Source organism: Rhizobium sp. KDH_Rht_773_N, assembly GCF_052946295.1.
The window spans coordinates 841,449-860,836 of sequence record NZ_CM129525.1 but is presented as its reverse complement, the minus strand read 5'-3'; the positions used below and the strand labels follow the sequence as shown (position 1 = coordinate 860,836).

The 19,388-nt window shown below is 63.1% G+C and carries 24 protein-coding genes; 13 read left to right on the top strand and 11 right to left on the bottom strand.

Going from position 1 to position 19,388, the window contains the following annotated elements; all coding sequences use genetic code 11:
* Positions 1-86: 86 nt before the first annotated feature.
* Both ACU8HS_RS04485 and ACU8HS_RS04480 read left to right on the top strand, forming a co-directional pair.
* Complete coding sequence (locus ACU8HS_RS04485; protein WP_447015476.1) at positions 87-926, top strand: protein-disulfide reductase DsbD domain-containing protein; 840 nt, start codon at positions 87-89, stop codon at positions 924-926.
* Between the two features lie 70 nt (positions 927-996).
* Entirely contained in the window at positions 997-1,482 is a 486-nt protein-coding gene (locus tag ACU8HS_RS04480; RefSeq protein ID WP_112568341.1) for a peroxiredoxin, read from the top strand.
* Between the two features lie 50 nt (positions 1,483-1,532).
* On the opposite strand, the gene ACU8HS_RS04475 is transcribed toward ACU8HS_RS04480, so the two are convergent.
* Positions 1,533-1,841 carry a type II toxin-antitoxin system RelE/ParE family toxin gene (locus tag ACU8HS_RS04475; protein ID WP_112568343.1) on the bottom strand — a complete coding sequence of 103 codons (309 nt, stop codon included), beginning with the start codon at positions 1,839-1,841 and terminating at the stop codon, positions 1,533-1,535.
* A 2-nt stretch (positions 1,842-1,843) separates the two neighbouring features.
* Positions 1,844-2,089, bottom strand: coding sequence for a type II toxin-antitoxin system ParD family antitoxin (locus ACU8HS_RS04470; protein WP_112568345.1), 246 nt, complete (start codon positions 2,087-2,089; stop codon positions 1,844-1,846).
* Positions 2,090-2,221: 132 nt separating this feature from the next.
* On the opposite strand from ACU8HS_RS04470, the gene ACU8HS_RS04465 reads away from it, so the two are divergent.
* Genes ACU8HS_RS04465 through ACU8HS_RS04450 form a run of 4 tightly spaced genes read left to right on the top strand, consistent with a single transcriptional unit; the run spans position 2,222 to position 4,871 of the window.
* Positions 2,222-2,350 (top strand): hypothetical protein, encoded by a 129-nt coding sequence (locus ACU8HS_RS04465; protein WP_377313229.1) that lies wholly within the window; start codon positions 2,222-2,224, stop codon positions 2,348-2,350.
* Positions 2,347-3,087 carry a metal ABC transporter ATP-binding protein gene (locus tag ACU8HS_RS04460; RefSeq protein WP_447015475.1) on the top strand — a complete coding sequence of 247 codons (741 nt, stop codon included), beginning with the start codon at positions 2,347-2,349 and terminating at the stop codon, positions 3,085-3,087. The genes ACU8HS_RS04465 and ACU8HS_RS04460 overlap by 4 nt, the downstream gene beginning before the upstream one ends.
* The gene (locus tag ACU8HS_RS04455; protein ID WP_447015474.1) at positions 3,084-3,956 is read left to right on the top strand and encodes a metal ABC transporter permease; all 873 of its coding nucleotides are present in this window, start codon (positions 3,084-3,086) and stop codon (positions 3,954-3,956) included. Before ACU8HS_RS04460 ends, ACU8HS_RS04455 begins: the two co-directional genes overlap by 4 nt.
* Positions 3,957-3,971: 15 nt before the next feature.
* Entirely contained in the window at positions 3,972-4,871 is a 900-nt protein-coding gene (locus ACU8HS_RS04450) for a metal ABC transporter substrate-binding protein (protein WP_112758219.1), read from the top strand.
* A gap of 11 nt (positions 4,872-4,882) precedes the next feature.
* Here ACU8HS_RS04450 and ACU8HS_RS04445 read toward each other — a convergent pair whose 3' ends face one another.
* From ACU8HS_RS04445 to thrC, 5 genes are all read right to left on the bottom strand, one after another.
* Positions 4,883-5,191, bottom strand: a complete 309-nt coding sequence (locus tag ACU8HS_RS04445) for a Dabb family protein (RefSeq protein ID WP_112568353.1) — start codon at positions 5,189-5,191, stop codon at positions 4,883-4,885.
* A gap of 114 nt (positions 5,192-5,305) precedes the next feature.
* The gene (locus tag ACU8HS_RS04440) at positions 5,306-8,218 is read right to left on the bottom strand and encodes an EAL domain-containing protein (RefSeq protein WP_112568355.1); all 2,913 of its coding nucleotides are present in this window, start codon (positions 8,216-8,218) and stop codon (positions 5,306-5,308) included.
* Positions 8,215-8,829 carry a GNAT family N-acetyltransferase gene (locus ACU8HS_RS04435; protein ID WP_112568357.1) on the bottom strand — a complete coding sequence of 205 codons (615 nt, stop codon included), beginning with the start codon at positions 8,827-8,829 and terminating at the stop codon, positions 8,215-8,217. Before ACU8HS_RS04435 ends, ACU8HS_RS04440 begins: the two co-directional genes overlap by 4 nt.
* Before the next feature lie 27 nt (positions 8,830-8,856).
* Positions 8,857-10,155, bottom strand: a complete 1,299-nt coding sequence (locus ACU8HS_RS04430) for a M16 family metallopeptidase (RefSeq protein ID WP_112568359.1) — start codon at positions 10,153-10,155, stop codon at positions 8,857-8,859.
* Positions 10,156-10,182: 27 nt separating this feature from the next.
* Entirely contained in the window at positions 10,183-11,583 is a 1,401-nt protein-coding gene (gene thrC / locus ACU8HS_RS04425; protein ID WP_112568361.1) for a threonine synthase, read from the bottom strand.
* A gap of 265 nt (positions 11,584-11,848) precedes the next feature.
* On the opposite strand from thrC, the gene ACU8HS_RS04420 reads away from it, so the two are divergent.
* Positions 11,849-12,526 (top strand): hypothetical protein, encoded by a 678-nt coding sequence (locus ACU8HS_RS04420; RefSeq protein WP_447015879.1) that lies wholly within the window; start codon positions 11,849-11,851, stop codon positions 12,524-12,526.
* Positions 12,527-12,782: 256 nt separating this feature from the next.
* Here the strand turns inward: ACU8HS_RS04420 and ACU8HS_RS04415 are convergent, their stop codons facing one another.
* On the bottom strand, positions 12,783-13,472 hold the full coding sequence (locus ACU8HS_RS04415) for an HAD-IA family hydrolase (RefSeq protein ID WP_447015473.1): 690 nt from the start codon (positions 13,470-13,472) through the stop codon (positions 12,783-12,785).
* Positions 13,473-13,632: 160 nt separating this feature from the next.
* On the opposite strand from ACU8HS_RS04415, the gene ACU8HS_RS04410 reads away from it, so the two are divergent.
* The 3 genes from ACU8HS_RS04410 (at position 13,633) to ACU8HS_RS04400 (ending at position 15,508) form a co-directional block, all read left to right on the top strand.
* Entirely contained in the window at positions 13,633-14,304 is a 672-nt protein-coding gene (locus ACU8HS_RS04410) for a GntR family transcriptional regulator (RefSeq protein ID WP_112568367.1), read from the top strand.
* A gap of 192 nt (positions 14,305-14,496) precedes the next feature.
* A complete protein-coding gene (locus tag ACU8HS_RS04405) occupies positions 14,497-15,078 on the top strand; it encodes a biotin transporter BioY (RefSeq protein ID WP_112758433.1) in 582 nt (193 codons plus the stop codon).
* Positions 15,079-15,082: 4 nt separating this feature from the next.
* Complete coding sequence (locus ACU8HS_RS04400; RefSeq protein ID WP_112568746.1) at positions 15,083-15,508, top strand: DUF1284 domain-containing protein; 426 nt, start codon at positions 15,083-15,085, stop codon at positions 15,506-15,508.
* Here the strand turns inward: ACU8HS_RS04400 and ACU8HS_RS04395 are convergent.
* Positions 15,505-16,191 carry an ArsR/SmtB family transcription factor gene (locus tag ACU8HS_RS04395; RefSeq protein WP_113414462.1) on the bottom strand — a complete coding sequence of 229 codons (687 nt, stop codon included), beginning with the start codon at positions 16,189-16,191 and terminating at the stop codon, positions 15,505-15,507. The genes ACU8HS_RS04400 and ACU8HS_RS04395 overlap by 4 nt on opposite strands.
* Before the next feature lie 72 nt (positions 16,192-16,263).
* Here ACU8HS_RS04395 and ACU8HS_RS04390 point away from each other — a divergent pair, with 72 nt between their 5' ends.
* From ACU8HS_RS04390 to ACU8HS_RS04380, 3 genes are all read left to right on the top strand, one after another.
* The gene (locus ACU8HS_RS04390; RefSeq protein WP_113414461.1) at positions 16,264-16,593 is read left to right on the top strand and encodes an NIPSNAP family protein; all 330 of its coding nucleotides are present in this window, start codon (positions 16,264-16,266) and stop codon (positions 16,591-16,593) included.
* The gene (locus ACU8HS_RS04385; RefSeq protein ID WP_113414460.1) at positions 16,590-16,949 is read left to right on the top strand and encodes an antibiotic biosynthesis monooxygenase family protein; all 360 of its coding nucleotides are present in this window, start codon (positions 16,590-16,592) and stop codon (positions 16,947-16,949) included. Before ACU8HS_RS04390 ends, ACU8HS_RS04385 begins: the two co-directional genes overlap by 4 nt.
* Positions 16,950-17,098: 149 nt before the next feature.
* On the top strand, positions 17,099-18,229 hold the full coding sequence (locus tag ACU8HS_RS04380) for a DNA methyltransferase (protein ID WP_447015472.1): 1,131 nt from the start codon (positions 17,099-17,101) through the stop codon (positions 18,227-18,229).
* 175 nt (positions 18,230-18,404) lie between these two features.
* Here the strand turns inward: ACU8HS_RS04380 and ACU8HS_RS04375 are convergent, their stop codons facing one another.
* Positions 18,405-18,770, bottom strand: a complete 366-nt coding sequence (locus tag ACU8HS_RS04375; protein ID WP_112704292.1) for a nuclear transport factor 2 family protein — start codon at positions 18,768-18,770, stop codon at positions 18,405-18,407.
* A 3-nt stretch (positions 18,771-18,773) separates the two neighbouring features.
* Complete coding sequence (locus ACU8HS_RS04370) at positions 18,774-19,388, bottom strand: HAD family hydrolase (RefSeq protein WP_113414458.1); 615 nt, start codon at positions 19,386-19,388, stop codon at positions 18,774-18,776.

The window sequence follows — 19,388 nt, the reverse complement described above, 5'->3', positions numbered from 1 at the left end:
TGTCACAAATCAATCAACCGAAAATGAAGGTTTAAATGGCCGGGACTTCTGGCGGCAACAGGCAAGTTTCTGTAAACCCTTGTTCCATGAGAGTTATTTCATTGCGCGCGGGGTCCTTAATAATTGCGGTCGTTTCGGCTGTGTCCATGCTTGGACTGTCGCATCCGGCGCAGGCCGAAATGAGCGACTGGGCGCAGAACGAGGGCGGCCGCATGCGGCTCGTGGCGCTGTCGCCGGACGCCGACGGCCATATCAGGGCCGGCCTGCAGATCGAGCCGAAACCGGGCTGGATCACCTATTGGCGCGAACCGGGCAACAACGGCATCCCGCCGCAGATCACCATCGCGCCGCAAAGCGGCGTGACGCTCGACGTCGTTTCCTATCCCGTTCCCAAACATATCGTGAGCGGCAAGGTCGAGGATATCGGCTACGATGCGCCCGTCACCCTGCCGCTGTCGCTGACCGCGCCGAAGGCTGGCCCTGTCACGCTCGACGCTACCGCCTTCATCGGCATCTGCAAGGATATCTGCATTCCTTTCCAGGCGCAGCTTTCCCTGAAACTCGGTGGTGCCGCCCAGTCGCGCCCGCAGGAGGAAACGATCCTCCAGAGTGCCGCCGCCCGCCTTCCCGAGGCGCCGTCCGCCGATTTTAAGGTCGTCGCCCATATCCTGTCTCCCGATATGAAGCAGCTTTCCCTGAAGATCACTCTGCCGGAGGAGGGCGCCAGCACGCCCGATATCATCGTCACCGGGCCGGCGGGCTATGCTTTTACCCGGCAGACGAATGCGGCGCGCGCGGGCAGGGCCTATTCCGCCGACATCGCCATCGGCAAGCTGCCGAAGAATTACGACATCCGCGGCAAACAATGGGGGGTGCTCGTCATCGACGGTACGCGCGCGATGGAAGGCACGCTTGCCTTTGAGTGACCGCATCTTATAGTCCCCCTCGATCCCCCTGCGGCCCTGCCGCAGCCAGCCAGAACCGAGGAGAAAATCCATGACTATCGCGATCGGCGACAAGCTTCCTGCCGCCACATTCAAGGAAAAGACGGCTGACGGCCCGGTCGAAACCACCACCGAACAGCTCTTTGCCGGCAAGCGCGTCGTGCTCTTCGCCGTGCCGGGTGCCTTCACGCCCACCTGCTCGCTGAATCACCTGCCGGGCTATCTGGAAAACCGCGACGCCATCCTTGCCAAGGGCGTGGACGATATCGCCGTTCTGGCGGTCAACGACTGGCACGTCATGGGTGCCTGGGCGCAGTCCTCCGGCGGCCTCGGCAAGATCCATTTCCTTGCCGACTGGGATGCCGCCTTCACCAAGGCAGTCGGCCTCGATGCCGACCTTTCCGCCGGCGGGCTCGGTGTCCGTTCCAAGCGCTATTCCATGCTGGTCGAAGACGGCGTCGTAAAGTCGCTCAATGTCGAGGAAACGCCCGGTCAGGCAACCGTTTCCGGCGCGGCTGCGATGCTCGAACAGCTCTGAGCCCGGAAGCCTTTCCATGTTTGCGTCAAAGGCGTCCTCGGGCGCCTTTTTCAATGCTGGACGTTGAAATGCGCATCGATATCGCGATGGCCTTCGAAAACTTTCACGACCTCGAAGTCATTGCCGGCGTAGCGGAATATGATGACGTAGTTGTTGTAGGCAAAGCTGCGGATGCCATCGCCCAGTTCCGGGCGCGGCCGTCCCATCTGCCCGGGAAGCGATGCAAGTTCCGAGCATTTCTGGATGAGCTTATCCGTGAAATTGCGTGCAACAGCCCGGTTGCCGCTCTCCCCGGCAATGAATCTGAAGATCTGGCCGATATCTGCCTTCGCGCTCTGCAGAAAGCGGAGTTGCGGCATAATCAATAACCTTGCTTTGCCAGTTCAGCCTCTACGTCGTCCAGCGAGGCCTGCAACTCTTCCTCGCTCACAGCGCCGCCGGCTTCGATTGCTTCGGCGATTTCCCGGCGCAGCGCATTCAGCTTCGCCTCCCGCTCCTCCACCAGCCGCAGCCCCTCGCGCACGACTTCGCTTGCCGAGCCGTAACGGCCGTCTTTGACCGCCTGCTCGACGAATTTCTCCCAGCGTTCACCAATCGATACGTTCATGGCAATCGTCTCCGTTCAAGCCTGATAACAAAATATGCGCATTAGATAGCATCGCGTCAAGAAAGCTCGGCGCCTCATTCTTGCCGCAATTGTTATAACATAACCGTAATGTTATTACATAAAGGAAAAGAGATGCCGACCGCCCCCGAACGTTTCGCCACCAGCCTGCTCGGGCAATCGGCGCTCCTGCGCGCCTGCAGCGCAATTGCCGTCGCCGCGCTCCTCTGGCTTGCCATCCATTGGGCGATCCTGCTGCCATGAGCGCGCCGGTCATCCGCCTCGACGACCTGACGGTCTCTTATGATCGCCATCCGGCAGTCCATCATCTCTCCGGCACGTTCCAGCCCGGCAGCCTGACGGCGATCGCCGGGCCGAACGGTGCGGGAAAATCCACCTTGCTGAAGGCGATCATGGGGGAGCTGCGTCCGGCCGAGGGGCGGGTGGAGCACCGGCTGCAGCGCGCCGATTTCGGTTATCTGCCGCAGGCAGCCGACATCAACAGGCGTTTTCCGATCTCTGTTCTCGATACGGTTCTGCTCGGCAGCTGGCGCTCGGCCGGCGCCTTCGGCCGCGTCGCCAAGCGGGACCGGATGCGTGCACGCGCCGCCCTCGCCACCGTCGGGCTCGAAGGTTTCGAGACGCGCCATATCGGCGCGCTCTCGGCCGGCCAGTTCCAGCGCGTGCTCTTCGCGCGCCTCCTCCTGCAGGATGCCCGCGTCATCCTGCTCGACGAACCCTTTACCGCCATCGATGCCCGCACCACCAGGGATCTGCTCGACATCGTTGCGCGCTGGCACGGCGATGGCCGCACCGTCATCGCCGTACTGCATGATTTAGAGCAGGTAAGGGCGCATTTCCCGCACACCCTTCTGCTCGCCCGCCGGCTGATCGGCTGGGGGCCGACGCACCAGGTCCTGTCGTCGGCCAACCTGCTGCAGGCCCGCGCCATGGCCGAACGCTGGGACGAGGATGCGCAAGCCTGCGAGCCCGCGGCATGACGGCCTACGATATCTTCTTCGCCCCGTTCGCCGATTACGGTTTCATGCGCCGCGCGCTCGTCGCCTGCATGTGCCTCGGGCTCGGCTCCGGTCCCATCGGCGTCTTCCTGCTGCTGCGCCGCATGAGCCTGATGGGCGACGCCATGAGCCATGCCGTCTTGCCGGGGGCTGCGGTCGGTTATCTCGTCGCCGGCTCGCTGTCGCTGACGGCCATGGGCATTGGCGGGCTCGTCGCCGGTCTTTCCGTCGCGCTCCTGTCAGGCGTCGTCAGCCGCATGACCGTGCTGCAGGAGGATGCGAGTTTCGCAAGCTTCTATCTCGCGTCGCTGGCGCTCGGCGTCCTCATCGTTTCGCTGCGCGGCTCCAACATCGATCTGCTGCACGTGCTTTTCGGCACGATCCTTGCGATCGACGCGCCGGCGCTGACGCAGATCGGCGCCATCGCATCCGTGACCTTGCTCGCACTTGCGCTCATCTACCGGCCATTGGTCGCGGAATGTTTCGATCCCGGCTTCCTGCGCGCCGTCGGCGGGCGCGGGCCTGTCTATCACTTCCTCTTCCTGCTGCTGGTGGTGCTGAACCTCGTTGCGAGCTTCCAGGCGCTCGGCACGCTGATGGCCGTCGGCCTGATGATGCTGCCGGCCGCGATCGCCCAGCTCTGGTCGCGCAGCCTGCCGGCCATGATGGTCATCGCTGCCGCCAGTGCGGTGGCGTCCGGCTATCTCGGCCTCATCGCCTCCTACCATCTCGAACTCGCATCCGGACCGACCATCATCATGACGGCGGCTTTGCTTTACGGCCTGTCCATCTTCTTCGCCCCGTCGGGCCTCGCCCGACGGTTCTTTCCCCGCCCGCATGTGAAGGGCTGATACCAGGAGATACCAATGATACCCCGCAGACTGCTTCTTTCCGCCGCCTTGCCCCTGATGATGGCGTTTTCGGTCGTGCCGGCCTCGGCCGAAACACTGAAAGTCGTTGCCTCCTTCACCGTGCTTGCCGACGTCGTTCGCCAGGTCGGCGGCGATCACGTCAAGGTCACGAGCCTTGTCGGCCCGAACGGCGACCCCCACGAATTCGAGCCGTCGCCCGCCGATGCCAAGGCGCTGAACGCCGCCAAAGTCACCTTTGTCAGCGGCGAGGGGCTGGAAGGCTGGATGGATCGCCTCATCACCGCGTCCGGCTACAAGGGCAAGCCGGTCACGGTTTCAGAGGGCATCAACACCCGCACCATGGAGGAGGACGGCAAGACCGTCACCGATCCGCATGTCTGGAACAGCCCCGTCAATGTGAAAGTCTGGGTCGCCAATATCGAGAAGGCACTGTCGGAGGCCGATCCGGCCGATGCTGCGGCCTATAAGGCCAATGCCGAAAAATATGCCGCCAAGCTCGACGAACTGGACGCCTATGCCCATTCCAAATTCGACAGGATCGCCGATCGCAGCCGCAAGGTGCTGACCAGCCACGACGCTTTCGGCTATTTCGGCCGCGAATATAATGTCAGCTTCCTTGCCCCCCTCGGCCTCTCGACCGAAAGCGAAGCATCGGCCGCCGACGTTTCCAAACTGATCGAGCAGATCAGGCAGGAACATGTGAAGACCTATTTCTTCGAAAATTCCAACGACCCGCGCCTCGTCAGGCAGGTCGCCAACGCAACCGGCGCGCAGCCCGGCGGCGAACTCTACGTCGAATCGCTGTCGGACGCGAAGGGGCCTGCCCCGACCTATGAGAAGATGTTCCGCTACAATGTCGACCAGCTCGCCGCCGCCATGGCGAAATCGAGCTGATCTCCGGGGCCTCAAAGCACGAGATCGAAGACCAGCAGGCCGGCCAGGCCTCCATCCGTCGACGTAACGATACGTTCGCCGACCACCACATGCTCGGGATGCACGAGATAGGCGTCCCGAGCCTGCGGGCTCTCGAAAGTCACGGCAAAGCCGTCGACGAAACCGCCATGCAGCCCCTCGGGCGAGACATTCGGCCCGTATTTGATATCCAGGATGCCCGGTATCACCTGCTTCAACGCCACGATGGCCTCGAACAGCGCCTGCTTGTCATCAGGCGTCATGGCGCTTTTCAGCCGCATGAATACGCAGTGCAGGATCATAGGGTGCCTCCCGGTTGTGTTTTTTGGCAGAATAGCGGTCACGGCGGTGAGGGCAAGGCGGCAGGCCGCCTCCTGCCCACATTCCCCAAGGACGCAGACCTGAGCGAAATCCGCTCAGGCCCGCTTGGTCAGCGGAAAGCGTTCCCGCAGCAGCCGCAGCACCGATTCCGACGGCATCGGCGGGCCGAAGAGATAGCTCTGGCCATAGCTGCAGCCCATCTTGGCAAGCTCGATCGCATCCTCGTTGGATTCGATGCCTTCGGCGACCACCTTCATCTCCAACTCGCGCGCCATCGAAATGACCGATCTCAGCACGGTTGCCTTCTTGTCGCTGTCGTCGCGCACCAGCGCCTTGTCGAGCTTGATCGTGTCGAAGGGGAAGCGGGTGAGATAGGCGAGCGAGGAATAGCCGGTGCCGAAATCGTCGAGCGCCAGGCCGAGGCCGGCTTCCTTCAGCTTCTGCAGCACGAGGCGCGCCTGTTCCGGATTTTCCATGACCATGGATTCCGTCAGTTCCAGCTTCAGCCGTGCCGGATCGCAATGGGTCTTTGCCAGCACCGAACGGACGTCGTCGTAGAGCTCGTTGTTGAGAAGCTGCACGCTCGACAGATTGATGGAAACGAAGATCGGCAGTTCGCCGGTCTGGTTCTGCCATGCCATCAGGTCGTTGGTCGCCTGTTCCAGCGCGAAGATTCCGAGCGCGCCGATAATGTCGGAGGCCTCGGCGATCGGGATGAATTCCGACGGCGGGATATTGCCGCGCTTGGGATGTTCCCAGCGCATCAGCGCCTCGAATCCGGCAATCTCGACATCCTCCAGCCGGGCGATCGGCTGGTAGACCATCGAAAGCTCCTTGCGCTCGATGGCGCGGCGCAGATCGGATTCGAGCTGCAGGCGGTCCGTGCCGAAATCGCGGAAGGCAGGCTGGAAGGGCTCGACGCGGTTGCCCCCGGCGCGTTTGGCCCGGTACATGGCAAGTTCGGCATCGCTGAGCAGGCCCGACGCGCTTTCCTGCTGGTCCACCCAGGAGGTGAGGCCGATCGAGGCGGTCAGGATGATCTCGCGGTTGGAGAAATTGATCGGCACCATGATCGCCTTGCTCATCGCGTCGGCGAAATCGGCAACCTTGGCCGGATCGTGCTCGGACACGAGGATGAGGCCGAACTGGTCGCCGGAAAGCCGCGCCAGCGTATCCTGCGGCTTCAGCAGGCGGCGCAGGCGCCGCGTGAGCGCGATCAGGATATTGTCGCCGGCGGCCACTCCGAGGGAATCGTTGACCAGCTTGTAGCGGTCGATATCGATCACCATCACGGTCGGGCGCAGCGTCTCGCCGCCCGGCGCGAGGGTCAGCACCGACTGCAGGCGGTCGAGGAAGACCTGCCGGTTCGGCAGGCCCGTCAGGTTGTCGTGCAGCGCATCGTGCAGCAGCCGCTCGACCGAATTCTTCTGCTCGGTCACGTCGACGATCGTGCCGACGCAGCGGATGATCTCGCCGTTCGAGCCGAGAACCGGCCGGGCGCGGATGAGCAGCCAGTGGAAATGCCCGTCTTCGGCGCGGATGCGGAACTCGTGGTTCAGGCGCCCGCGGCGATGCTCGAGGAGTACGTCCAGCGTCGCCCGGAAACGGTCGCGGTCGTCCGGATGCAGCCGCGGCAGCCAGTTGCGCGCCGCCCCGTGCATCGTCCCCGGCGAAAGGCCGAGTTTGACGGAAACGTCGGGAATGGTGACGACACGGTCGCGCGCTACGTCCCAGTCCCAGACCATGTCGCCGGAGCCCGTCAGCGCCAATGACTGGCGCTCGAGATCGGAAAACAGCCCCTGCTGGAAGGCGCCGCCCGCAAAGGCATGCTGCATGACCGTAAAGCCGATCAGGAGCACGATGAGCACGAGGCCACCGCCAAGTGCGGGCTGGATGATGTCGTTGTCGAGCCGGCCCGTGATCGTCAGCCACGCGCCGAACAGCCACACCAGCGTCAGCGCCCAGGCGGGCACCAGCAGGATGGCGCGGTCATAGCGGTTGAAGCCGAGATAGATGATGAGCAGCAGGCCCGTCGCTGCCGTCAGCGCGAAGGAGAGCCGCGCAATACCGGCCGCAATCGACGGATCGTAGATCGCGACGCCGAAGAGCAGCGCAAGGCCCAGCACCCAGGCAAGCGTGGCATAACCCAGATGCACATGCCATCGGTTGAGATTGAGATAGGTGAACAGGAAGATCACGAAACTGGAGGCGAGCGCCACCTCCGCACAGGCGCGCCATATTCGTTGATCCGCCGAGGCGACGCTGATGAGCTTCCCGAGAAAGCCGAAGTCGACGCAGATATAGCCGAGCACCGCCCAGGCGAGCGCTGCCGTCGCCGGCAGCATGGAGGTGCCCTTGACGACGAAAAGGATCGTCAGGAATACGGCCAGCAGGCCGGCAATGCCGAGCACGATGCCGCGGTAGAGCGTAAACGCGTTGATCGTATCCTTGTAGGCGTCCGGCTCCCACAGATAGATCTGCGGCAGGTCGGGTGTCGCAAGCTCGGCAACGAAAGTGATGACGGCGCCCGGGTTCAGCGTGATGCGAAAGACGTCGGCCTCGTCGCTCGGCTGGCGGTCGAGCGCGAAACCTTCGCTCGGCGTGATCGCGATGATGCGTTGCGAGCCGAGGTCGGGCCAGAACAGCTTGGAATTGACGAGGCGGAAGTGCGGCGCGACGATGACGCGCTCCAGCTGCTCTTCCGAGACGTTGGCGAGCGCAAAGACCGCCCAGTCGCCCTGATGGTTTTCCGAGCTTGCGCGCACCTCGATGCGTCGGCGAATGCCGTCTGCGCCGGCGGCGGTGGAAACCTGGAAGGCTTCGCCCTGGTTGGCATAGATTTCCGTCGTGGCCGTCAGGTCCAGCGCCGTGTCGTCGCGGGAAATCTTGACCGGTTCGGCCGCCCGAGCGCTGCCCGCGACAAGCGCGAACAGCGACAGGAGAAGGGCTGCGATCACCGCGATCATTCGTCCGGACGGTGACGTCAGCAGCATGCGGTCTTTGGTCATCGGCTGTTGGGTTTCCTGCCTGTATCCGCGTCGGTGGCGAGGCGTGAAAACATCACGTGATCGTGCCACTGACCGTTGATCTTCAAATATCCGCGCAGGTAGCCTTCCCGCTGGAACCCGGCTTTCTCAAGCAGGCGAATGCTCCGTGCGTTGTCTGGAATACAGGCTGCTTCGATGCGGTGCAACTCAAGCCCGGCGAAGATATAGGGAATAACCAGTTCAAGTGCGGCGAACATATGGCCCTGGCCGGCATAACGTTCGCCCATCCAGTAGCCGATCATGCAGCTCTGGGCCGCGCCCCGGCGAATATAGCCGATGGTGATGCCGCCGACGAGCGTCATGTCCTTCTTCAGGAAGATGAAAAGCGGGATCGCCTGGCCCGAGGCATATTCCTGCTTGCCGCGGATCACGCGGGCGCGGAACGAACCTTCGGTCAGCTCGTCGCGCCGCCATGTCGGCTCCCAGGGCTCCAGAAAACGGCGGCTGTCGGCGCGCAGCCGGTGCCATTGGTTGAAGTCCTGGTAGCGCGGCAGGCGCAGGATATATGTGTCGTTTTCGAGTTCGACTGCTTCAGGCTGTCGCGACAGGAACCGAAAAACCGATTTTGGCATCGATAACCCCCGGCGCAACGGATGCGGTCAGCGGCTTGCCTGCTTCGTCTTCGGTGCCGGAACCGAAAGCGAGGCGGTGATGTCTTCCATCGGGGCAAGCTGCTCGAGCGGGCCGATTGCCGAAAGTGTCGGCACGGTATCGTAGAACAGCCGGCCGGCAAGATCGGTCAGCCGCTCGATGGTGATGCCCTCCAGCCGCTCCATCATCTCCGGATTGGAGATCGGGCGGCCGTAGAGCATCATCTGCCGGGCGATCTGGCCGGCGCGGGCGGCAGGGCTCTCCTGGCCCATGAGAAGCTGGGCGCGGATCTGCGCGCGGGCGCGCTCGATTTCCTTCTGGTGAATGGTATCTGCCGACTTGTGCAGCTCGTCGATGATGACGGGCACCAGTTCCGGCAGGTTTTCGCCGCCGGTTGCGGCATGGATGCCGAAGATGCCGGTATCGGAAAAACCCCAGTGGAAGGCGTAGACGGAATAACAGAGGCCGCGGAATTCGCGCACTTCCTGGAACAGGCGCGACGACATGCCGCCGCCCAGAATATTGGCGAGGATCTGCGAGCAGTAGAAATCGCGGGCATGATAGGCCTTGCCCTCGAAGCCAAGCAGGATCTGCGCGTCCATGAGGTCGCGCGGCTCGCGCACATTGCCGCCGATATAGCGGGCGGTTTCCATGACCGGCGGCGCCGTGGGCTCGCTCGGCAGGCCCGCAAAGCGGTCTTCGACCATGCGCACGAATTCGTCGTGATCGACGGCGCCGGTTGCGACGACGAACATGCGGTCGGTCGTATAGTTGCGGCCGAGATAGGCGCGGATCTGCTGCGGCGTGAAGGAAACGACGGTTTCCGGCGTGCCGAGGATCGGCCGGCCGAGCGTCTGGCCGCGATAGGCGACTTCCGAGAAGCGGTCGAAGACGACGTCGTCGGGCGTGTCGTTGGCGGCGTTGATCTCCTGCAGGATGACCTGCTTCTCACGCTCCAGCTCGTCTTCCTCGAAGGCGGATTCCGTCAGGATATCGGCCAGGATATCGACGGCGAGCGGCACGTGATCCTTCAGGACGCGGGCGTAGTAGGAGGTCGTCTCGGTGGAGGTCGCCGCGTTCACTTCGCCGCCGACATCCTCGATTTCCTCGGCAATTTCGCGGGCCGAACGGCGCGCGGTTCCCTTGAAAGCCATATGTTCGAGCAGGTGGGCGATGCCGTGCTCGTCTTCCGTTTCGTTGCGCGAACCCGATTTGATCCAGACTCCGAGCGCGACGCTTTCCAGGTGCGGCATGGTCTGTGTGACTACTGTCAGCCCGGATTTGAGCCGGGTGCACTCAACTGTCATGTGCTATCTTTCTGCGCCTGCCGTCATCTAGCTGCGGGCATGCTTGCCGATAAAGGTTTCAACCGCTTTAAGCTCGGGCTCAATGATCTGGAAGCGCTCCTCCCTGTGCATCAGATCAGCAAGCCACGTCGGAAGCGCCGGGTCAATACCGGAGGCGGATTTTACGGCGGCGGGGAATTTCGCCGGATGGGCGGTGGCAAGCGTCACCATCGGGGTATCAGGCTTTTCCCGCTTGGCGGCGACGAAGACGCCGATCGCCGAATGCGGATCGAGCAGATAGCCGGTCTCGGCATAGGTCTTGCGGATCGTTTCGGCCACCTGGCGCTCGCTGGCGCGGCCGGCGCGGAAGTCCTTCCTGATGAACTTCAGCGCTTCGGGCGCGATCTCGAAACCGTTGGATTGCTTGAGGCTTTCCATGGCGGCGCGCACCTTGGAGGCGTCGCGGCCGTAGGCCTCGAACAGCAGCCGCTCGAAATTGGAGGAGATCTGGATATCCATCGACGGCGAGGTCGTCGCCTTGACCGATTTCATGTCGTAGCGGCCGGTCTTGAGGGTGCGGGCCAGGATATCGTTCTCGTTGGTGGCGATCACGAGCTTGTCGATCGGCAGGCCCATGCGCTTGGCGCAGTAGCCGGCGAATATGTCGCCGAAATTCCCGGTCGGCACCGTAAACGAGATCTTCCGGTCCGGCCCGCCGAGCGCGATTGCCGTCGTGAAATAATAGACGATCTGGGCCATGATGCGTGCCCAATTGATCGAGTTGACGCCGGAAAGCCTCACCCTGTCGCGGAAGGCGGCATCGTTGAACATGGCTTTGACGAGGTTCTGGCAATCGTCAAAATTGCCCTCGACGGCCAGCGCATGCACGTTGGCGGCCCTGGATGTCGTCATCTGCCGCTGCTGCACCGGCGAAACCTTGCCGTGCGGGAAGAGGATGAAGATATCGGTGCGCTCACGCCCGGCAAAGGCGTCGATTGCGGCACCACCGGTATCGCCCGAGGTGGCGCCGACGATGGTGGCACGCTCGCCGCGCTTTTCCAGCGCATAATCCATAAGGCGGGCGAGAAGCTGCATCGCCACGTCCTTGAAGGCGAGCGTCGTGCCGTGGAACAGTTCCATGACGAAACTGTTCGGGCCCGTCTGCACCAGCGGCGCGATCGCCGGGTGGCGGAACGTGCCATAGGCCTCGTCGATCATCGCCCGGAACGTATCGTCAGGGATTTCGCCGTTGGTGAAGGGTGAAAGGATGGCAAACGCGATCTCCTGATAGGTCTTGCCGCGCAGCGCCCTGATTTCCTTTTTGGAAAAGCTCGGCCATTTGCGCGGAACGTAGAGCCCGCCGTCGCGCGCAAGCCCTGCCAGAAGGGCGTCGCAAAAGCCGAGGGAAGGGGCCTCGCCGCGGGTCGAGATATAGTCCACGTTCGTCATCCTTGATCTATGGCTGGAGAGTTTTCGGGCGGAAAACGGCCTGTCGTCGCGCCGCCGAAAAGAGGGAGCTTGCCGGCCTGCCGGGGCATTGTCGCAGGTATCCTATTGAAGTTGCCCGCATCCGGCGCCGAAAAGTGCATCAAAACGGTGCTTACCCAATCGATTTTTCTTTGCGCCGCTGATATAGACCATCGCCAACTGTCATGAAAGGCCTTGCGCGAAAGTCGCAGGCGCCTAGAAGAAAAGCGTTCGCAAGGGGTGGAATATCGTGCTCGGCAAGGTCTCTCGTCTCATCGTTTCCGCATCGCTCCTTGCCGCTCTTGCCGGATGCAATTCGCTCGGCCTCGGCGGCGACAGCAAGCCTGATGCGACGGCAGCGGCAAGCGGCCCGGCGCCGCTGCAGCCGAACGGCAACGCCCAGATCATGCCGGTCGCTCCGGCCAATCCGTCGTCGAACCAGACCCCGATCGGCACCGGCGTCACGGCGCAGGGCAATGTCGCTCCCGTCGTCCAGGGCGCCTGCCCGCAGATCTTCATGCGCGATCAGGACGCGATCTACCGCACCTATGCGAAGGGCGCAAAGACAGGCGACCCGCAGCAGGTGGTCTTCCAGGCCTCTTTCGGGGATTATACCCGCCAGTGCACGCTGAACGATACGGCGCTGTCGATGACCGTCGTGGCCCAGCTTCGCCTCGTCGCCGGTCCGGGCGGAACGCCGGGTCCGGTCACGCTGCCGATCCGCATCTCCGTGCTGGACGGCCAGGACGTTCTGTCGTCGGAAGTCGTCAACTTCCCGACGCAGATTCCGCCGGGCTCGCCCGCCACGCAGGTCATCTTCCGCCACGAAGGCGTCAAGATGCCGGTCGGCTCGGGCGCGCTGGTGCGCGTCAATGTCGGCTTCGACAATCAGCCCGCCAAGAATTCCAAGAAGAAGAGCAGTTAAAGCAATTCCAGCAAAAATGTGAAGTGGTTTTGCGTCCGGAATTGCTTGGAAACAAAGAGATAGAGCATCCCGGGCGCTTCAATCCTCGCCGGAAATGCTCTGAGCGCCAGGCGCTGATACAGGCTCGGCTCTTGGCTCTCGGCTCTTTGCGACGGCAAGGCCCGCTTTTGCAGGCAGGGGTCGGTTTTTTAAGAATAGGCCTGCCGCCCCCCCCCCCCCCCCCCCCTGGAGGCGGCATCCGGCAAGACCGCTGCCCTTAGAGCACGCCTTCCCACTCGGCCAATGCCGCCACGACGCCCGGAAGGTCGCTCATGCGCGAAATCACCGTTTCCGCACCCGCATCCGTCAGCTTGTCGGCATGCGAGGGATAGGTGTGCGAGCCGCCGGTAAAGCCGATCACCCGCATGCCGGCAGCGCGCGCGGCATGGACGCCGTGGGTGGAATCCTCCACGACGACGGTCTTGGAAGGCGAAACGCCCATCTGGCTTGCGCCGTGCAGGAAGATATCCGGCTTCGGCTTGGCCCGGTCGGGGCCGAGATCCTTGGCGGAGAAGATATTGGGCGCAAAGAGTTTCTTGAGTCCCACTTTGCCCAGCATCATGTCGAGCCGCTGGCTTGAGGAATTCGAGCAGACGCAACGCTTCATCGCAAGGCGGCTGATGGCGAGTTCGACGCCGGGAACGGCCTGGACTTCCTGTTCGAGCCGGATATCCAGAAGCTTCTGCGACTGGTCGATGAGGGAGGCCGAGAGCGGGATGCTGGCTTCGCGTTCGATCTGGAAGAGAATGTCCTTCCAGGTCAGGCCGGCGAAGCGCTCGTTCATTTCCTCGACGCTGATCGGGTAGCCCGCTTCCGTCAGCAGTGCCGATTCCACGTTTGCCGCGATGATTTCGGAATCGACCAGAACGCCGTCGCAGTCGAAGATGATGAGGTCGAAGCCGTCCATATACTCATGCCTTGTTCGGGGATGATGCGGCTTTACACGATGGCGGCCGAAAGCTCAACCGATGGCGGGGCATGGCTGGAATGCGCGCTGCGGGCAGCTTTGCGGGGTGCGACTGTCATCCCACCTCGACAAGGCCGGCGGCGCTCGCTACTGGATGGCAATGAGCAGGGAACCCGAAGACAACACCATCGCCGCGCGTATCGCCCGCGTGCTTGCCGAACGAATCGTTCACGGCGAGCTTGCGCCCGGCGCCCGTCTTCGCCAGGACCATATTGCCGAGGAATTCGAGACCAGCCATGTGCCGGTGCGCGAGGCCTTCCGCCGGCTGGAGGCGCAGGGGCTGGCGATCAGCGAGCCGCGCCGCGGCGTTCGTGTCGCCTCCTTCGACCTCGCCGAAGTGCGCGAGGTGGCGGAAATGCGTGCCGCCCTCGAAGTGCTCGCCCTCAAACATGCCGCCCGCCACCTGACGCCCGCCATCCTCGACGCTGCGGAAGAGGCGACGCGCGAAGGCGATGCCGCCGCCGACGTGCATGCCTGGGAGGAGGCAAACCGCCGTTTCCACCGCCTCATCCTCACCCCCTGCGCCATGCCGCGCCTGCTGGCTGCAATCGACGACCTGCATGCCGCAAGCGCCCGCTTCCTCTTCTCGGCCTGGCGTTCGGGCTGGGAAAAGCGCACCGATCACGACCACCGCGCCATCCTTGCCGCCCTTCGCCAGGGCAAGGCGGAGGAGGCGGCCATTATCCTGCAGAAGCACGTGCAGTGGATCGGACGCGCGCCGCAGCCCGCCCAGAAGGGCGGCGAGCGCGAAGCTTTTGCCATCGTCGGCTGATACCCGAAAAATTATAGATAATTTTGGAATGCGTGAAATGTCCTGATCTACAGGTGTTTTCATCCAGGCCCGCGCTCGGCTGTTGTCTGCTCATAATCGAAATTCGCGTGCCCTCTCTTGCGTTGCCGAAAAAACTCCGCCATCAAATAGATGGGAATCAAAAATTATCTATAATTTTGAAAGGAGAAATTCATGTCCCTCTCTGACCAGCCCCGTACCATCGTTTTCGATCCGCTGCGCCTTTCCGCCCGGTCGCTTGCGGTCAAGTACCTCTTCGTTCTCGCCGGCACGCTGGTGCTGGCGGCCGCCTCGCAGATCGCGGTGCCGATGGTGCCTGTTCCGATCACCATGCAGACCTTCGCCGTCACCATGATCGGCGCGCTCTACGGCTGGCGCCTCGGCACGCTCACGGTTCTTGCCTGGCTCGGCGAAGCCATGCTCGGCGCACCGGTCCTGGCAAACGGTTCCGGCGGACTTGCGCCCTTTGCCGGCCCGACGGCCGGTTATCTCGTCGCCTTTCCGCTGATGGCGCTGATGGTCGGCTGGCTCGCCGAACGTGGCTGGACCGGCGACAACATCGTCCGAAGCTTCACTGCCCATCTCGCCGCCAACATTTTCTGCCTCGCGCTCGGCGGCCTCTATCTCGCCTCCCTGATCGGCGCGGAAAAGGGCTGGCTGCTCGGCGTCGCCCCCTTCATTCTCGGCGGCGTGCTGAAATCCGCGCTTGCCGCAGCCGTGCTCAAGGGCATCCGTATCTATGGCGGCCGGGCATAGTGCCTTGACCGTCAGGCTGCGCGCCCACCATCTGCTCTGCATGCTGACATTCGTCGGTGAAGGCTACACTCCGGCCTTCACCGCCAACTACCGCCGCATCGCAGAGCGCCTCTCGGCCGGAGAGGAGATCGAAATCGTCTCCGGCCCCGACGATATCTGCGCACCGTTGATGTCGCAGTCTTCGGCCCATTGCCTTCTGCCCGGGCCGAAGGCCAGGGACGAAGCGGCCGCTGAGGCCGTCGCAAAGTTTCTCGGCGTGCGGATAGAGCAGGGCGCTCGCCTCATTCCCGACAAGGCCCTCCTGAAAAGGCTGCGCCGCGGCTTCGCGGCCGACCTCACCCGCAAGGCCTGCGAGGATTGCGAATGGAGCGAACTCTGCAGCACGGTCGCCCGCGACCGTTTCAGGAACACGCTGGTCGCGCCCTGTTAGCTCTCCAGCGGAAACAGCTTCAGAAACTGCCGCTCGCCTTCCGGTGAAAAGACCACCGAGCGGCTTTCCGGCACTCGCCGCGCCCAGCCCTTTTCCATGAAATTCGCAAGCAGGGCCTTGCCGAGGCTGCCGGCAAGATGGGCGCGGCGCTCGCTCCAGTCGAGGCAGGAGCGGCAGAGCGGACGGCGCGAGGATTTGAGGCTGCCGACGTCGATGCCGATACATTGCAGTTCGCTTTCGCCCTTGGGCGTTACCGCAAGCCCGTCGCCGATGGCGTCGATCGATCCGGAAGCGACGAGGTTGTCCAGCATGCGCACCCCGTAGTCGCCGGCCAGATGATCGTAGCAGATGCGCGCCTTGCGCAGCGCCGGGTCCTTCGGGCCGGGCTGGTGGCGCAGATGCCCGCGGCTGGCGGCAAGCCCCATCATGCTTTCGATCAGCCGGGCCACGGCCTCGTCGGCCAGCGTGAAATAGCGGTGCCGCCCCTGCTTGCGCTGCGCCAGCAAACCGCCGGTCTCCAGCTTCGACAGGTGGGTGCTGGCCGTCTGCAGCGTGATGCCGCCGGCCGCCGCAAGCTCGGTTGCCGTCAGCGCCCGGCCGCCGGTCAGCGCCGCCAGCATGTTGGCCCGCGCTGGGTCGCCGATGAGCGCGCCGATCTGCGCAATGTCGGGTCCTTCTTTCATACTTCGATCGTAACCGAAGCATTCTCGTGCCGCAATGTGCGAAAACGCCTTTGACACGAAAGGAGAAAACCGATGATCACCTGCTTCATCCGCTACGAGATCGACCCCTTCCGCAAGGAGGCTTTCGCCGAATATGCCCGCAACTGGGGGCAGGCGATCCCGAGGAACGGCGCCGACCTGATCGGCTATTTCGGTCCGCACGAGGGCTCGGCGACGACGGCCTACGGCGTCTACAATATCGAAAGCCTCGCGGCCTACGAGGCCTATCGCGCAAGGCTTGCCGCCGATCCGCTCGGCCGGGAAAACTACGAATTTGCCCGCCGCGAACACTTCATCCTCAAGGAAGACCGCATCTTCCTGACGAATGTCTCGGCACCGCATGCGAAGCTGGTGCTGCCGTGATCGCCGTCATCTTCGAGGTCATCCCCTATGTCGGCGAGCGCCATCGCTATCTGGACCTTGCCGGCGAACTCAGGTCCGAACTCGAGACGATCGACGGCTTCATCTCTGTCGAGCGTTTCGAGAGCCTGACGATGCGCGGCAAGATCCTCTCGCTCTCCTTCTTTCGCGACGAGGCGGCGGTGAAGGAATGGCGCAATCGCGAAGCCCATCGGGCAGCCCAGATGGCCGGCCGCAGCGGCATTTTTGCCGATTACCGCCTGCGCATCGGCCATATCGTCAGGGATTACGGCATGGTCGAACGGGCCGGGGCGCCCGAGGACAGCCGCCAGGCGCACAGGCCGCAGGCGGCGGAGTGAAACCGGGGCGGGCCGAACCTCAGGCCCGCCTCCCGTTCGAACCCGAAGCGGAATATTTTCCCGAAACGGATCGGCGCTTCAGGCTTTAGTAACCAACTTGCGTAACCATAACGGAGAGTTAAGCGTAAAGCGTATGAGCGAGTATCTACATGGCGTCTGTTTTCCCGCTTGCCGATCTCAAGACTTCCGTAAAGCCGGGCTCTTGGATCGACACGATCATCAAGGGTGATTGCGTTGCAGCCCTTGAGGCTCTTCCGAACCAGTCGGTTGACGTCATCTTCGCCGATCCGCCCTACAACCTCCAGCTCGGCGGCACGCTGCACCGGCCGGACCAGTCGCTGGTCGATGCCGTCGACGACGAATGGGATCAGTTTGCCTCGTTCGAAGCCTATGACGCCTTCACCCGCGCCTGGCTGCTCGCCTGCCGCCGCGTGTTGAAGCCGACGGGCACGATCTGGGTCATCGGCTCCTATCACAATATTTTCCGCGTCGGCGCCACGCTGCAGGACCTGAATTTCTGGATCCTGAACGACATCGTCTGGCGCAAGACCAACCCGATGCCGAATTTCAAGGGCCGCCGCTTCCAGAACGCCCATGAGACGATGATCTGGGCAAGCCCCGATGCCAAGGCCAAGGGTTACACTTTCAACTACGATGCGATGAAGGCCGCCAATGACGACGTGCAGATGCGCTCGGACTGGCTCTTCCCGATCTGCAGCGGCAATGAGCGCCTGAAGGGCGAGGACGGCAAGAAGGTGCATCCGACGCAGAAGCCGGAAGCGCTGCTTGCCCGTGTCATCATGGCCTCCTCGAAACCCGGCGACATCATCCTCGACCCCTTCTTCGGCTCGGGAACGACCGGCGCCGTCGCCAAGCGTCTCGGCCGCCACTTCGTCGGCATCGAGCGCGAGCAGGAATATATCGATGCGGCATCCGCCCGCATCGCCGCCGTCGAGCCGCTCGGCAAGGCGGAACTGACCGTCATGACCGGCAAGAAGGCCGAAGCGCGCGTCGCCTTCAACGTGCTGGTCGAAAGCGGTCTCATCAAGCCCGGTCAGGTGCTGACCGATGCGAAACGCCGCTACAGCGCCGTGGTGCGCGCCGACGGCACTGTCGCTTCCGGCGGCGAGGCCGGCTCCATTCATCGCCTTGGCGCGAAAGTGCAGGGCCTTGATGCATGCAACGGATGGACCTTCTGGCATTTCGACGACGGGCAATCCCTGCGCCCGATCGACGAATTGCGGTCCATCATCCGCAGCGACCTCGCAAAGGTGGATTGAGCCACATCCTTGCGAGGACGGGACGAAGCGTCTTCCGGTTTGTACCTCCAGTTACGGAAGACGCACAAAGGATGCCCGGGGCCGAAGACCCCGGGCTTCTTGTTTCAGGGCAATTTCGGCAACGCAGCAGGTCTGCGTGCGAATTGCAGAATGGCGACAGAGCTCCGATCCCGCCTCAGAAGTCCCGGTAATCGGTCACGTCGACGCGCGTGACCTTGCCGTCCTCGTTGAAGGTGATCGTTTCCTCGCCTTCGCGGATCAGCGGCTTGCCGGTCCTGCTATGCGTTGCCCGCACCGACCAGACGGCCCGGCCCGACAGCGGCGTCAGCGTTTCCACTAGCGAGTTTTCCGCCGTCTGATCCGGGTAGTCGTCGAAGTAACGGCGGAAGGCGGCCATGATCGCGGCCCGGCCGGCAAGGCTGCCGACGCCGTTCGAGACATAGGTCGCGTCTTCGGCGAACCAGTTCTCGATCTCGGGAAAATCGAGCGCGTTGATGGCCGCGTGAAAACGGTCGATGGCGGCTGCGGGATCGAAGGCCATGGCTTATGCCTTCAGCCCGAAGGTTGCGAGATCCGCCCGCAGCTTGTCGGCGCCGGTAAAGAGAACGGCGTTCCAGCCGGCCGCCTTGGCGCCCTCGACATTGGCCGGCGAGTCGTCGATGAAGATCGTGGCGGCCGGATCGAGGCCGAAGCTCTTCGCATGCGTTTCATAAATCGCAATATCGGGCTTGATGAGGCCGATATCGCCGGAAACGGTGACGCCGCGCGGCTTCTTGAGGAAGGGGTAGCGCTCCTGCGCCTCGCGGAACGTGTCGGAGGCGAAATTCGTCAGCATCGTCACGTCCCGGCCTTCGTTTATGAAGCCTTCCATGATCGAAACGCTGTCCTCATAGGCATGCGGCACCATTTCGTGCCAGTTCTTGCGGAAGGCGCGGATATGCTCTTCGCGGGTCGGATGCTGCGCGATCAGCAATGCCTCGGCATCCGCCCAGGTGCGGCCGCGGTCCTGCTCGATGTTCCAGTCGTGCGTGCAGACATTGGCGAAGAACCAGTTGCGCTCGGCCTCGTCGGGAATAAGGCGGCTGAAAGGAATATTCGGATCGTAATGAATAAGAACTTTGCCAATATCGAAAACGATATGCTTGATGTCGGTTGCCAT